14 protein-coding genes are annotated in these 13,928 nt (G+C 64.1%); 5 read left to right on the forward strand and 9 right to left on the reverse strand.

From position 1 onward, the window contains the following. Nucleotides 1-142 precede the first annotated feature (142 nt). From IVA98_RS26890 to IVA98_RS26910, 5 genes are all read right to left on the reverse strand, one after another. Nucleotides 143-901, reverse strand: a complete 759-nt coding sequence (locus tag IVA98_RS26890; protein ID WP_247296269.1) for an SDR family oxidoreductase — start codon at nucleotides 899-901, stop codon at nucleotides 143-145. 24 nt (nucleotides 902-925) lie between these two features. Further along, entirely contained in the window at nucleotides 926-1,684 is a 759-nt protein-coding gene (locus IVA98_RS26895; protein WP_247355781.1) for a proteasome-type protease, read from the reverse strand. A 188-nt stretch (nucleotides 1,685-1,872) separates the two neighbouring features. After that, a complete protein-coding gene (locus tag IVA98_RS26900; RefSeq protein ID WP_247355782.1) occupies nucleotides 1,873-2,721 on the reverse strand; it encodes a transglutaminase family protein in 849 nt (282 codons plus the stop codon). A 124-nt stretch (nucleotides 2,722-2,845) separates the two neighbouring features. Further along, on the reverse strand, nucleotides 2,846-3,790 hold the full coding sequence (locus IVA98_RS26905; protein WP_247296275.1) for an alpha-E domain-containing protein: 945 nt from the start codon (nucleotides 3,788-3,790) through the stop codon (nucleotides 2,846-2,848). A 4-nt stretch (nucleotides 3,791-3,794) separates the two neighbouring features. Next, nucleotides 3,795-5,213: a circularly permuted type 2 ATP-grasp protein gene (locus IVA98_RS26910; protein ID WP_247355783.1), complete on the reverse strand. Its 1,419-nt coding sequence runs from the start codon at nucleotides 5,211-5,213 to the stop codon at nucleotides 3,795-3,797. Nucleotides 5,214-5,489: 276 nt separating this feature from the next. Between IVA98_RS26910 and IVA98_RS26915 the strand changes: the two genes are divergently transcribed. From IVA98_RS26915 to IVA98_RS26925, 3 genes are read left to right on the forward strand one after another with little or no spacing between them, the layout of a single operon-like run. Next, nucleotides 5,490-6,227 (forward strand): competence/damage-inducible protein A, encoded by a 738-nt coding sequence (locus IVA98_RS26915; RefSeq protein ID WP_247296279.1) that lies wholly within the window; start codon nucleotides 5,490-5,492, stop codon nucleotides 6,225-6,227. Nucleotides 6,228-6,269: 42 nt separating this feature from the next. Next, entirely contained in the window at nucleotides 6,270-6,797 is a 528-nt protein-coding gene (gpt, locus tag IVA98_RS26920) for a xanthine phosphoribosyltransferase (RefSeq protein ID WP_247296280.1), read from the forward strand. Nucleotides 6,798-6,821: 24 nt separating this feature from the next. Then, nucleotides 6,822-7,484, forward strand: coding sequence for a hypothetical protein (locus IVA98_RS26925; RefSeq protein WP_247296282.1), 663 nt, complete (start codon nucleotides 6,822-6,824; stop codon nucleotides 7,482-7,484). A 20-nt stretch (nucleotides 7,485-7,504) separates the two neighbouring features. On the opposite strand, the gene IVA98_RS26930 is transcribed toward IVA98_RS26925, so the two are convergent. Next, entirely contained in the window at nucleotides 7,505-8,527 is a 1,023-nt protein-coding gene (locus IVA98_RS26930) for a methionine synthase (protein ID WP_247296284.1), read from the reverse strand. A 105-nt stretch (nucleotides 8,528-8,632) separates the two neighbouring features. On the opposite strand from IVA98_RS26930, the gene IVA98_RS26935 reads away from it, so the two are divergent. Next, nucleotides 8,633-9,241, forward strand: a complete 609-nt coding sequence (locus IVA98_RS26935) for a 2-hydroxychromene-2-carboxylate isomerase (RefSeq protein WP_247355784.1) — start codon at nucleotides 8,633-8,635, stop codon at nucleotides 9,239-9,241. Beyond that, nucleotides 9,241-10,218 carry an NADPH:quinone oxidoreductase family protein gene (locus tag IVA98_RS26940; RefSeq protein WP_247296286.1) on the forward strand — a complete coding sequence of 326 codons (978 nt, stop codon included), beginning with the start codon at nucleotides 9,241-9,243 and terminating at the stop codon, nucleotides 10,216-10,218. Before IVA98_RS26935 ends, IVA98_RS26940 begins: the two co-directional genes overlap by 1 nt. A gap of 90 nt (nucleotides 10,219-10,308) precedes the next feature. On the opposite strand, the gene IVA98_RS26945 is transcribed toward IVA98_RS26940, so the two are convergent. The 3 genes from IVA98_RS26945 to IVA98_RS26955 form a co-directional block, all read right to left on the reverse strand. After that, nucleotides 10,309-11,199, reverse strand: coding sequence for a crotonase/enoyl-CoA hydratase family protein (locus IVA98_RS26945; RefSeq protein WP_247296288.1), 891 nt, complete (start codon nucleotides 11,197-11,199; stop codon nucleotides 10,309-10,311). Between the two features lie 139 nt (nucleotides 11,200-11,338). Then, nucleotides 11,339-12,760, reverse strand: coding sequence for an amidase (locus tag IVA98_RS26950; RefSeq protein ID WP_247296290.1), 1,422 nt, complete (start codon nucleotides 12,758-12,760; stop codon nucleotides 11,339-11,341). Further along, nucleotides 12,753-13,925, reverse strand: coding sequence for a M20 aminoacylase family protein (locus IVA98_RS26955; RefSeq protein WP_247296292.1), 1,173 nt, complete (start codon nucleotides 13,923-13,925; stop codon nucleotides 12,753-12,755). The genes IVA98_RS26950 and IVA98_RS26955 overlap by 8 nt, the downstream gene beginning before the upstream one ends. Nucleotides 13,926-13,928: the final 3 nt, after the last annotated feature.

Raw genomic sequence — 13,928 nt, forward strand, 5'->3', positions numbered from 1 at the left:
GATAGGATGATCGAGCAACATCGTCGTCTCCAGGTTGAATGGATGCAACCTCAGTCTGGCCTCAGACTTGGTCGCTATCCACCCCCATGGAATCTTCGCCGCGCTCGCAAGGATGATTGTGGAGGCGTTGCGTTCTTTTGTTTTACCCCCGCCCCACGAACGGCATCTTGGTCGCCATCACTGTCATGGTCAGCACATTGGCGTCGAGCGGCAAACTCGCCATGTAGGCGACGGCATCGCCGACCGCCTTGGCATCCATGCGCGGCTCGTGCTTGGTGGTGCCGTCGGGCTGGAGCACGCCGGGACCGTTGACCATGCGGTCGGTCATCGGGGTGGCGGCATTGCCGATATCAACCTGGCCGACCGCGATGTCATACATGCGGCCGTCGAGATTGGACGCCTTGGTGAGACCCGTGATGGCGTGCTTGGTCGAGGTATAGGCGGCAGAGAACGGCCGCGGCGCGTGTGCCGAGATCGAACCATTGTTGATGATACGGCCGCCGCGCGGGGTCTGGTCCTTCATGATGCGGAAGGCGTGCTGAGTGCACAGGAACGGGCCGGTGAGGTTGGTGTTCACCACCGCCTGCCACTGCTCAAGGCTGAGATCCTCGAAGTTGACGGCCGGCGCGCCCATGCCGGCGTTGTTGAAGAGCAGGTCGAGGCGGCCATAGGTCTCCTTCACCTTGGCAAACAGCGCCGCGATCGACTCCGGTTTGGTCATGTCGGCGGTGACACACAGGCTTTTTCCTGCGGGGCCGAGCTTTGCGGTCTCCTCGAGCATGTCGAGCCTGCGCCCGACCAGCACCACGGTGAAGCCGGTGTTCATCAGCGCCAGCGACGCCGCACGCCCGACACCGGTGCCAGCACCCGTCACCACTGCGATCTTTTTTGCTTCACTCATCGTTTCTTGCCTTTTGTCATGCTGTCAGCTTTTGGGTTCTTTTTCGTTCTTGTAGGGCGGGCGCGGAATGTTCTGATGTGCGGCGCGCAACGCCGCCGACCAGCGCGAGCGCAAATCGTGGAAATAGGGCTCGCCCGCCTCGATGCGGTGATTGAGATCGGCCTCGCAGGCATCGTTGCGCACCACCAGCACGTCGATCGGCAGGCCGACGCCGAGGTTCGAGCGCATGGTGGAGTCCATCGAGATCAGGCCGGTCTTCAGCGCCTCGTACAACTCGACGTCGTAGTGCATGGCGCGGTCGAGCACCGGCTTGCCGTATTTGTGCTCGCCGATCTGCAAGTACGGCGTATCTGTGGTGCACTCGATGAAATTGCCGGCGGTGTAGATCATGAACAGGCGCATCCGGGAGCCCTTGATCTGGCCGCCGAACAGGAAGGAGACGTCGAAGGAAACGTCCTCGGACTTCAGCGCCGGCCCTTCGGTCGCGTGCACGGCCCGGATCGCCCGGCCGATGCGCTGGGCGGCCTGGAACATGGTCGGCGCGTTCATCAGCGTCTCGATCTCGCCCGTGTCGGGGTCCTCCAGGCCTTCCGTCAGCGTCGACAGCACCGACTGGCTGATGGCGAGGTTGCCGGCGCTGGCGATCGCCATGATGCGCTCGCCGGACTTGGAGAAGATGTGCAGCTTGCGGAAGGTCGAGACGTTGTCGAGGCCGGCATTGGTGCGGGTATCGGCGATCATCACCAGACCGTCCCGAACCAGGATTCCGCAACAATAGGTCATTTCCCGTCCCCGAACGCGTTTGCGCGGAATTACTAGCCAATTTCGGGAGCCGCTCCAACCCCCGATTCCCAGGGATCATGTCGTCATTCCGGGGCGCGACGTAATCGCGAAGCCGGAATCCATTCCTCCGCTAACTCTGCGGCCCAATGGATTCCGAACGCGTGCCGAGGCACGCCCGGAACGACGAGCTAGCTTTGCCGCTGTGACTGCGATTGCGACTGCCCGCCGCGGCCGGCCTGCTCGACCTTGACGGCCACCGTCAGCGTCTCCGTGCCGCCGCCATAGCGGGTGCCGCGCACGGGGGCTGCGCCGAGATAATCGAGTCCGGTCGCGACGCGGACATGGGCGTCGGTGGCGCAGATGCTGTTGGCGGGATCGAAGCCAACCCAGCCGAGATCGGGCACGTAGGCCTCCGCCCAGGCGTGGCCGGCCTCCTGGTGCACCGTGCCGTCCGAGCGCAGGAAGTGTCCGGAGACGAAGCGCGCCGGCACGCCACCGCTGCGTGCGCAGGCGATGAAGATATGCGCGTAGTCCTGGCAGACGCCGCGCTTGAGCGTGAACGCCTCCGCCGCCGAGGTGCCGCTGTTGGTCGGGTCCTCGTCGAAGGTCATGTGATCGCCGATCTCGGTCATCAACGTGTGCAGGAAGCCGAGCGTGTCGCTCTCGGCCTCGCTGCGCAACTGGCGCGCAACCGCCATCATCGCCGGATTGACGGAGGTGAGGTCGGTTGAGCGCAGAAACATGCCGGCCGGAAAGCGCTCGTCCGTGCCGCGCAGCACGCCGCCGGTGTCGTGGGTCTCGATCAGGCCTTCGGCGGTGATCTTGATGTCGCCGACGGAACCGCAGGATAGCACATTGGTGACGTTGCCGAACGCGTCCTCGTGCGTGTCGAGCTTGGTGTCCGTCGAGACATCGATCTGCCATTCCGCCACATACTGCCCGTCATGGCTGCCGGGCGTCATCCGAAGGATCTGGATCACGCTGGTCGCCGGCGGCTCGTAGCGATAGGTCGTGGTGTGCTGGATTCGCAGGCGCATGGTGATTAACTTGCTCCGTCATTCCGGGATGGTCCGAAGGACCAGACCGGGAATCTCGAGATTCTCAGGTGCGCAATTGCGCACCATAGTTCGCCCTTGGGGCGCCCCGGCATGACAGCCTGTATCAGATCAAATACTGCTTGGTGATGATTTCGCCCAGCCTGGAATTGTCGGTAATGAATTCCTGAATGAATTCATGCACGCCGTGCTGGAAAATGTCGTTCATATTGCTGTGTTCCAGCCGGTTGCGGATGCCGCGGGCGTGGCGCTGAGCGGGTCCCTGGCGGCCATAGGCGACGCCGATCTGGTCGAGGTTGCGCACGAGATTGCCGTAGCAGCTTGCCAGCGAGCGCGGCAGCGTGTCGTTGAGGATGAGCAGGTCTGCGATCAGCCACGGTTTCAGCGTCTCGCGATAGACCCAGTGATAGGCCGTCAGCGCCGAGACCGAGCGCAGAATCGAGCTCCACTGATAGAAGTCGAGCGGGCCGCCGACATGCTCTTTCTCGGGCAAGAGCACGTGATACTTCACATCGAGGATGCGCGCGGTGTTGTCGGCGCGTTCGAGATGCACGCCCATCCGCGAGAACCAGTAGGCGTCGTTGCGCAGCATGGTCCGGTAGGCCGACCCGTCGAAGCGCAGCGAGGTCTCCTGCACGAAGCGCAGGAATTTTGCGAGGTCCTCCCGCGTGGACGTGCCCTTGCTCCAGACCGCCTGAAGCTCGATCCAGGCCGAATTGATGGTGTCCCACATCTCGCTGGTGAGCGCGGTGCGCACCGAGCGCGAGTTGAGGCGGGCCGCCTCGATGCAGTTCTTGATCGAGGACGGGTTTCCCGCCGAGAACGAGAGGTAATCGACGACGTTGTGCTCGTTGGCTTCCTCATATTGCTGATAGAAACTGCCGGCGACACCGGCGGTGAGCAGCGCCGAGTCCCATTCATTGGTCTTGCCGATATAGGCGGCGGGAAGCGCGGTGACGCGCAGCGTCGCATCGATGGTGCGCGCGAGGTATTCGGCCCGTTCGACGTAGCGAGCGAGCCAGTAGAGGTTTTCGGCGGTACGCGACAGCATGTCTCTACTCGTCCAAAATCCAGGTGTCCTTGGTGCCGCCGCCCTGGCTGGAATTGACGACCAGAGAGCCTTCCTTGAGTGCAACGCGTGTCAGCCCACCCGGCACGATCGTGGTGCGCTTGCTGCCCGTGAGCACGAAAGGCCGCAGGTCGACATGGCGCGGGGCGAGGCCGCTTGCGGTGCAGGTCGGGCAGGTCGAGAGCGCCAGCGTCGGCTGCGCGATGAAGCCTTCCGGCTCACGCTTCAGTTTCTCGCGGAAGGCCTCGATCGTGGCTTTCGTCGCGGCGGGGCCGATCAGCATGCCGTAGCCGCCGGAGCCATGGACCTCCTTGACGACGAGTTCGCCAAGATTGTCCAGCACATAGGCGAGATCCTTCGGCTCGCGACAGCGCCAGGTCGGCACGTTCTTCAGGATCGGCTCCTCGCCGAGATAGAATTTTACGATGTCGGGCATGTAGGAGTAGATCGCCTTGTCGTCGGCGATGCCGGTGCCGACAGCATTGGCGAGCGTGATGTTGCCGGCCGCATAGGCCGACATCAGGCCCGGCACGCCGAGCACGGAGTCGGGGCGGAAGGTGAGGGAATCGAGGAAATCGTCGTCGACGCGGCGATAGATCACGTCAACCCGCTTCAACCCCTCCGTCGTCCGCATGAACACTTCGTTGTTCTTGACAACGAGGTCGCGGCCCTCGACCAGCTCGATGCCGAGCTTGTCGGCCAGGAACGAGTGCTCGTAATAGGCGGAGTTGTAGACGCCGGGCGTGAGCAGGGCGACGGTCGGCTCGCCGGAGGCGCTTTGCGGCGCGACCGAGCGCAGCGCGGCGAGAAGCTCGTCCGGATAGCGTTCGACCGGCGCCACCCTGTGGCGGGCGAACAGATCCGGAAACAGCCGCATCATGATCTCGCGGTTTTCCAGCATGTAGGACACGCCCGAAGGCGTCCGCGCATTATCCTCCAGCACGATGAAGTCTTCAGCGTCGGTCCGGACGATGTCGATGCCGGCGATGTGCACATAGACGTCGTGCGGCACCTGCTGGCCGTTCATCTCGGGCCGGAACACCGGGTTCTGGAAGATCAGATCGTCGGGTACGATTTCGGCACGAAGGATATCGCGGCCGTGATAGATGTCGCGCAAAAACATATTGAGCGCACGCACGCGCTGCTTCAGGCCCTTCTCCAGCAGCGCCCATTCCTTGCCGGACATGATCCGCGGGATCACGTCGAACGGGATCAGGCGCTCGGTCGACTCGGCTTCGCCATAGACCGCAAAGGTGATGCCGATGCGGCGGAACAGCAGTTCCGCCTCCTGGCGGCGATATTCGAGCGCCTCGGGAGGCGTCTCCTTGAGCCAACGCGCCAGCTCTTGATAAGCAGGGCGCAGGTCGCCGCCGGGAATATTCATTTCATCAAACGCGACTGCCATAGATCCCGACTGTTCTCCCCAGGCGTTGCGACATGAGCCAAGTCGCGCCGGCCTTGGTGGAGACCGCAACGTCCTGTGGCCATGCGGCAAGAGTGCATGACTTTCATGTGGTAGCAAGGGGCGGGCCAGCGCGATAAGCATGGAGGACGGGCATTTGCCGGGGATGGCCGGCGGCTTGCCTGAAAAAATGGCTGAGGACTGCTTATTTCGGCGGCAAACCGCGTGACTTCAACGCGTTACCTCGGCAAAGTTGGCGCCACAGGTGAGGGACAGTTTATGAGCGAGATCGTCACGGCGGGCATTCTGGTCATTGGGGACGAAATCCTGTCCGGCCGAACCAAGGACAAGAACATCGGGTTCATCGCCGAGTACCTGACCAATATCGGCATCGACTTGAAGGAAGTCCGGATCGTCTCCGACGACGAGGACGACATCATCGCCGCCTTGAATGCACTGCGGCACCGCTACACCTATGTCTTCACCACCGGCGGCATCGGCCCGACCCATGACGACATTACGGCCGACAGCGTCGCCAAGGCCTTCGGCGTCGGCATCGACCATCACCCGGAGGTGGTCGCCCGCTTCCGCGAGCGCTGGAGCGAGCAGGACCTCAACGAGGCCCGCTTGCGCATGGCTCGCATCCCTGACGGTGCTGAGCTGATCCAGAGCGCGACCATCCTCGCGCCGGGCTTCAAGATCGGCAATGTCATCGTGATGGCCGGCGTGCCCTCGATCATGCAGGCGATGATGGATATCGTCTCGCCCAAGCTGAAATCCGGCGTGCGCATGCTTTCCGAATCGGTCCGCGCCAATGCGCGCGAGGGCGACATCGGCAGCCCGCTGCGCGCGATCGCGGCCGCCCATCCCGACACCATCATCGGCAGCTATCCCTTCATGGACGAGGAGCAAAGGCCGAACACCAATCTGGTGGTGCGCTCGCGCGATGCGGATAAGCTCGCGGCGGCGATGGCGGCAGTGAAGGAAATGCTGGCGGGATTGAACATCACCCGCTAAAGCGCCCGGCTTGCCGGACGTTTTACGAAGCAGGAGACGACAATGGCGGGTGAAGCACCGGAACTCAGCGCGCAGGAACGGGCGGGCAAGGCCTTCCCGGTCTCCTGGGACCAATTCCACCGGGATTGCCGGGCGCTGAGCTGGCGTCTCAACGAGGTCGGTCCGTTCCATGCAGTGATCGCGATCACCCGCGGCGGCCTGGTGCCGGCCGCGATCGTGGCGCGCGAGCTCGGCGTGCGCGTGATCGATACGGTCTGCATCGCCAGCTACGACCACAACAAGCAGGGCGAGCTCCAGGTCCTCAAGAGTATTTCCGAGGCGGCGATGAAGCTCGGCGGCGGCACCGGAAAGGGGCTTCTAATCGTCGACGACCTCGTTGATACCGGGAAGACCGGCAAGCTGGTGCGCGAGATGCTGCCCAATGCGCATTTCGCCACCGTCTACGCCAAGCCGATGGGGCGTCCGCTGGTCGATACCTTCATCACGGAAGTGTCGCAGGATACCTGGATCTTCTTCCCCTGGGACACTGCGCTGTCCTACCACCCGCCGCTTCGCGACGGGGCGGCGTGAGAGAGTGCGAATGGCGAGTGGCGAATGGCCAGTAGTGAATCCCCAATTCGCAATTCGCCATTCGCTACTCGCCCGCTGCAAAATCGCGTCACGCCGACCGGTGAGATCATTGCCACGCCCCATCGCGGCCTGTTCACCGGCAACCGCGGCATCATCCATGATCCGGCGACGAAGACGCTGCTGAGGAAGCGGTGGTCGTCGCCGGCCTGGCTCACCTGCACTTGCGAATTCCGCGGACGGCGCCGCGAGGTGATGGCACAGCGAAGCTGGACCGAGCTGTTCTTCCTGGACGAGGCCACTGCGCTCGCCGCCGGCCATCGCCCCTGCTTCTACTGCCGCCGCGACGATGCCAATCGCTTCCGGGCTGCGTGGGAAAAGGGCAATCGCGTGCACGGCGTCCGCATGCACGACATCGACACGGTGCTGCATCATGAGCGGCTCGATCACGGCAGCAAACGACTGCACGTCTTGCTGGTGCCGCTCGACCAGCTCCCCGACGGCGCAATGGTTCAGCAGGGCGAGGACAGTTTTTTGGTGATGCGGGGCAGGGCGCTGTTGTGGTCGCCGGCGGGTTATACCGCAGTCGAGCGTCAGCTTGGCGAAGCGACGTTACTGACGCCGCCCTCGACGCTGCGCACATTGAACTCCGGCTACGCGCCCGTGTTGCATCCGACGGCGCTGCCTTAGCACAGCGCCCGCCCGTGCCATTACCCCAGTTTCTCGCGCGCCAGCGCCGCGCCGGCGCCGAGCGCCATCAGCTTGGCTTCGGCGATCTCCCGCCGCATCGGCGCCATGCCGCAATTGGTGGTGGCGATGATGTTGCTCTTTGGGACGAATTTCGACACTGCCTCGATCACCTTCACGACGTCGTCCGCCGTCTCCACCGTGTCGCTGGCCACGTCGATCACGCCGGCCTGCACGATCTTGGCCTTGAGCAGCGCCAGCAGGTCGAGCGGCACCTTCGAATTGCGGCACTCGATCGCGACCTGCTGGATCGGGCTGGCATCGATTGCCGGGAAGATCTGCTCATACTGCCGCCATTGGCTGCCGAGCGTCGCCTTCCAGTCAGTGTTGGCCTTGATGCCGTAGCCATAGCAGATGTGCACGGCGGTGGCGCAGGTGAGACCCTGCGCCGCCTGCTCCAGCGCCTTGATGCCCCAGTCGTTGACCTCGTCCATATAGACGTTGAAGGCGGGCTCGTCGAACTGCACGAGATCGACGCCGTCGGCCTGGAGGGCCTTGGCCTCTTCGTTCAGCATCTCGGCGAAAGCGAACGCCATCTTCACGCGGTCGCCGTAATAGCGGTCCGCAATCGTGTCGATGATGGTCATGGGGCCGGGCAGCGTGAATTTCAGCTTCTTCTTCGTGTGCGAGCGCGCGACGCGCGCCTCGTCGGCATGAACGCGGCCCTTGAGCCGAAGCGGCGCGACTACCTGCGGCACCATCGCCTTGTAACGGTCCTTGCGAATGCCCATCTCTACCTTGTGCGCGAAGTCGATGCCTTCCACCTTCTCCAGGAAGCCGTGCACGAAATGCTGGCGGGCCTGCTCGCCCTCGGTGACGATGTCGATGCCGGCGTCCTCCTGGATCTTCAGCCAGATCAGCGTCGCGTCGCGCTTGGCGCGCAAGAGCTCCTCGCCCTGCGACTTCCAGGGCGCCCACAGCATGTTGGGCTCGGCGAGCCATTCCGGCTTCGGCAAGGAGCCGGCGATCGTGGTTGGAAACAGCATGGCGGCCTCCCGGCGGGTTATGTTGCGCCTCTTCCTGCCATGTCTTAACGTCGAGGTACAGAACGACAAAAGTCGTCAACCCCGCGACGCCGGACCGGAAACGCCATGATCGAATTCTTCTTCGACTGTTCCAGCCCCTGGACCTATCTCGCCTTTCACAACATCCAGCCGCTGGCGAAAGAGCTCGGCGCGGAGATCATCTGGCGGCCGATCCTGGTCGGCGGCATCTTCAACACGGTCAATCCGAGCGTCTACGCGCAGCGCGAAAAGCCGGTGCCGCTCAAGGCGCGTTACATGAAGAAGGATATCGCCGATTGGGCGCGCTCGGCAGGCCTGTCGATCAAGATGCCGCCGACCGTGTTTCCCGTGAACAGCGTCAAGGCGATGCGCGGCTGCATCTGGCTCGGCAATGACATGGTGCCGTTCGCCACGGCCGTGTTCGAGACCTACTGGGGCGAGGACAGGGACATCTCGCAGGACGCGGTGCTCGCCGACATCTGCAAGAAGGTCGGCATCGACGAGCAGAAATTCTTCGCGGGCATCGCAGAGCAGGGCATCAAGGACCAGCTCAAGGCCAATACCGAAGAGGTCGTGGCGCGTGGCGGTTTCGGCTCGCCGACGATCTTCGTCGGCAAGACCGACATGTACTTTGGCAACGACCGCCTGCCGCTGATCCGCGAGGCGCTGCTGCGCGCCAAGGCGAGTGCGGCCTGATGGTGCGGGCCGTCATCTGCCGTGAACTCGGCGCGCCCGAGACGTTGCGGCTGGAGGAGTTTCCGTCGCCGCCGCTAAAGCCCGGCGAAGTGCGCGTTGCGATCCGCGCTGCCGGCCTGAACTTTCCCGACGTGCTGATGGCGGCGGGCGAATATCAGCTCAAGCCGGAGCTGCCGTTCACGCCCGGCATGGAAGCTGCCGGGGACGTCATCGAGGTGGCTGCGGAGGCGAGGGGCGTTGCCGTCGGCGACAAGGTCATCGTGAAGATGCGCCACGGCGCCTTCACGGATGAAGCGGTGGTGACGCCATCGCAACTCACCCCTAAGCCGTCCACTTTCGACCATGCTGAGGCCGCGACCTATCTCGCCGGTCATGGCACGGCCTATCATGCACTGATCGATCGCGGCCGGGTCGCGCCGGGCGAGGTGCTGCTGGTGCATGGCGCCGGCGGCGGCGTCGGTCTCGCGGCCATCGAGATCGGCAAGATGCTGGGTGCGACCGTGATCGCAACCGCCTCCAGCGACGAGAAGCTGGCGATCGCGAAATCGCGCGGCGCCGATCATCTCGTCCGCTACGATCGCGAGCCGTTTCGCGATGCTGTCAAGCACATCACCGACGGCCGCGGCGCGGATGTCGTGTTCGATCCCGTCGGCGGCCAGGTGTTCGAGGATTCGATGCGCTGCATCGCCTGGGGCGCGCGATTGCTGGTGATTGGTTTTACCGGCGGCATCGGTTCGGCCAAGACCAATCTCCTGTTGATCAAGGGCGCGAGCGTGCTAGGCGTGCGCGCCGGCGAAGCGGTTCGAAGGAATCCTGAGCTTGGCGAGGTGCGCCTGAAGGCGCTCTTGCGGTGGGCGGAGGAGGGCAAGCTGCGCCCCCACGTTTCGCATCGCCTGCCGCTGGAAGATTATGCAAAGGCGATGCGATTGCTGATCGAGCGCAAGGCAATCGGCCGCGTGGCGCTGGTGATGGATTGAGTTTTACCACCGTCATCCGGGGAGCCCGAAGGGCGAACCCGGAATCGAGATTCCGGGTTCTCGCTTCGCGAGCCCCGGAATGACCGTGAACTATTTATATTCCCGCTCCGTCCACCACGGGAAATAATCCGGCATATCTGTCGATACCTTGTTCTTGAATTGCGCCGGACGCTTCTCCAGGAACGACACCACGCCTTCCTTCACATCGTCGGAGCGGCCGCGGGCGTATATGCCGCGGCTGTCGATCTTGTGCGCCTCCATCGGATCGTCCGCGCCCATCATGCGCCACATCATCTGGCGGATCAGGGCGATCGAGACCGGCGCGGTTTTGGCGGCAAATTCCTTGGCAAGTGCGCGCGCGGTCGGCAGGAGATCATCGGGCGGCACGACCTTGCTGACGAGACGGCCGGAGAGCGCTTCCTGTGCCGGGAAGACGCGGCCGGAATAGCACCATTCCAGCGCCTGCGAGATGCCGACGATGCGCGGCAGGAACCAGCTCGACGCGGCCTCCGGCACGATGCCGCGCTGGGAGAACACGAAGCCGAAGCGAGCGGCATCCGAGGCGATGCGGATGTCCATCGCGAGCTGCATGGTGACGCCGATGCCGACGGCGGGGCCGTTCACGGCAGCGATGACGGGCTTCAAGCATTTGAATATGCGTAGCGTCACCTGGCCGCCGCCATCGCGCACCTGCGGATCGCTGTAATCAACCTTGCCGTCGGCGAGCCGCTTCACCGGACCGCGGCGCGCGTCGCGGTCGAACGTATCGGCGCCGGACGAAAGATCGGCGCCCGCGCAAAAGCCGCGGCCCGCGCCGGTGACGATGATGGCGCGGATATTGTCGTCCTTGTCGGCGGCGTCGAACGCGTCGATCAGCTCCGCTTGCATCTGCGCGTTGAAGGCGTTGAGCTTGTCGGGCCGGTTCAGCGTCATGGTGAGGATCTGCTCGGCGACCTCGTATTTGATCGTCTCATACGCCATGGTGGTTTCCTTCCCTTGTCATTGTTGAATCAATTCTGTCATTGCCGGGCTTGACCCGGCAATCCATCTTTTTCGAAGAGGATGGATGCGCGGGTCGAGCCCGCGCATGACCAGTTGTGCGCAGACGCTAAATGCGATTCTAACGCGCCGGCGGGCTCGGCCAGGGCCGCTGCGGGCCGCGTAGACCTTCAAAAGTCTTGGCCATGCCGAGCACGCCGATATCGTCGAAGCGGCGGCCGACGATCTGCACGCCGATGGGAAAACCCTTGGCGTCGAAGCCGCCGTTGACGGAGATCGCGGGATTCTCCGACATATTCCACGGTACGGTATAGGCGATGTGCTCGAACGGCTTCATGGGATCGTTGGTGGGCGAGGCCCATTCCGCCGGATAGTTCACGTTCGGCGCGGTCGGCGAGACCACATAGTCGATCTCGCAGAACAGCTTTCCTGCTGCTGCGCGGATCGCCATGGTCTGATTGAAGCCGCGGATGACGTCGACGCCCGACAGCTTTGCGCCGGACTCGCCCCATTTGAAGATGTAGGGCAGCACCTTGGCCTGCTCGGCCGGCGTCAGCTTGGACAGATCGTCCCACATGCGCGCACGCCAGAAATTGTCGAGGCCATCGAGCATGTCGCGTGTGAGAATGCCGTCGACCTCGGTCACGACCGCGCCGGCGGATTCGAACGCCTTGGCCGCCTTCACGGCGACCTCGCGCACCGGCTTGTCCAGCGGCAGGCCGACGCCGGGATCGAGCATCAGGCCGATGCGCAGTTTGCGCGGAGACTTCTCCAGCCCCTTCCAGTTGAGCGGCTCGGCCGGCAGGCTCATCCCGTCGCGGCGATCGGGCTTGGCGATCACGCTCATCATCAGCGCACAATCGTCGACCGTGCGGGTCATGGGACCTGCGACGCGGCCGACATAGGCGGGATCGATCGGCACGCGGCCGAAGCTCGGCTTCAATCCGACGAGGCCACACCAAGCGGCCGGCAGGCGCACCGAGCCACCGATATCGGTCCCGAGATGCAAGGGACCATAGCCGGCGGCAGCGGCGGCGCCCGCACCCGCGCTGGAGCCGCCGGGATTCTTGGAGAGGTCCCAGGGATTGCGCGCGAGCGCGTGAAAGCTGGAGAGACCGGAGGACAGCATGCCGTAATCGGGCATGGTGGTCTTGGCGAAGATGATCGCGCCGGCCTCGCGCAGCCGCGCGGCGGGCGGTGCGTCCTTTTCGGCCGGCACCAGCTTGACGCTGGCAGCCCCCAGCGGCACCGGCACGCCCTTGGTCGCGATGTTATCCTTCACCGTAACAGGCACGCCGTCCAGTGCGCCGCACGGCTCGCCGCCGCTCCAGCGCGCGGTCGAGGCCTTTGCGGCCTCGCGCGCGCCGTCGGGATCGAATGCATAGAGCGCCTTCAGATGCGGTTCCCACGCCGCGACGTGCGCAAGCACGTCTTCCAGCACCTCGCTCGGCGAGAACTGCTTGGCGCGATAGCCCGCGATCAGATCGACCGCGGACAGATCATGCAGCGAGGTGACCGTCTCTTCGACGCCCTCGTTATGCATTGCCACCCACCGGCATGCGGGTTTCGATGATGCGGGCAAACATGCTGGCGCCGATCGGCAGGATCTTGTCGTCGAGCACGAAGCCGGGATTGTGCACAGGCACCGAGCCGTCATGACCGACCCAGAAGTAGGCGCCGGGGATGGTCTGCAGCATGTCGGCAAAATCCTCGCTGCCCATCTTCGGTTGGGCGCGGGTGATCACGTTGGCAGGATCGACCACGGTGCGCGCGACCTCCTCGACCACCTTGGACTGCTCAACCTGGTTGACCAGCACGCCGAACGTGTCGCGGATATCGACCGCGATCTCGCACTGGAACGCGGCGGCGATGCCGGCGCAGATCGTGCGGATGCGCTCGCTGATCATGGCGCGGACTTCGTTGGAGAAGGTGCGGATGGTGCCGCAAAGATGCGCTTCGCCTGGGATGACGTTATAAGCGGAGCCCGCATGGATCTGGGTGATCGAGATGACGGCGGATTGCAGCGGCTCGACGTTGCGGCTGACGATGGTCTGGATCGCCTGCGCCAGCGTGGTCGCGATGATCACCGCGTCCTTGGATCGCTCGGGCATCGCGCCATGCGCGCCGTAGCCGGTGATGCGGAGGTCGAAGAAGTCGGCGCCGGCCATCGCCGGGCCCGGCAGAATCGCGATCTCGCCGTGGTTGAGATCGGGCGCGTTGTGCAGGCCGTAGAGCTCGTCGCAGGGAAATTTCTCGAACAGCCCGTCCTTGATCATGGCACGGGCGCCGCCGAGGCCTTCCTCGGCCGGCTGGAAAATCAGGTGCACGGTGCCGTCGAAGTTCCGGGTCTCGGCGAGATAGCGCGCGGTGCCGAGCAGCATGGTGGTGTGGCCGTCGTGGCCGCAGCCGTGGAAGCGGCCGGGAATTTTCGAGCTCCATTTCAGATTGGTGTTCTCTTCCATCGGCAGCGCGTCCATGTCGGCGCGCAGGCCGATGCGCTTGGTGCTCGTGCCCTTGCCCTTGATGACGCCGATCACGCCGGTGCCACCGAGACCGCGATGCACCTCGATGCCCCAGCTCTTCAGCATGTCGGCGACGATACCGGAGGTGCGCACTTCCTCAAAGCCGATCTCGGGATGGGCGTGGAGGTCGCGCCTGATAGCGGTGAGTTCGTCGGCATAGCCGTCGATGCGGTCGATCGTGGGCATGTG

The sequence above is a fragment of the Bradyrhizobium sp. 160 genome (assembly GCF_023073735.1).
GTDB lineage: Bacteria > Pseudomonadota > Alphaproteobacteria > Rhizobiales > Xanthobacteraceae > Bradyrhizobium.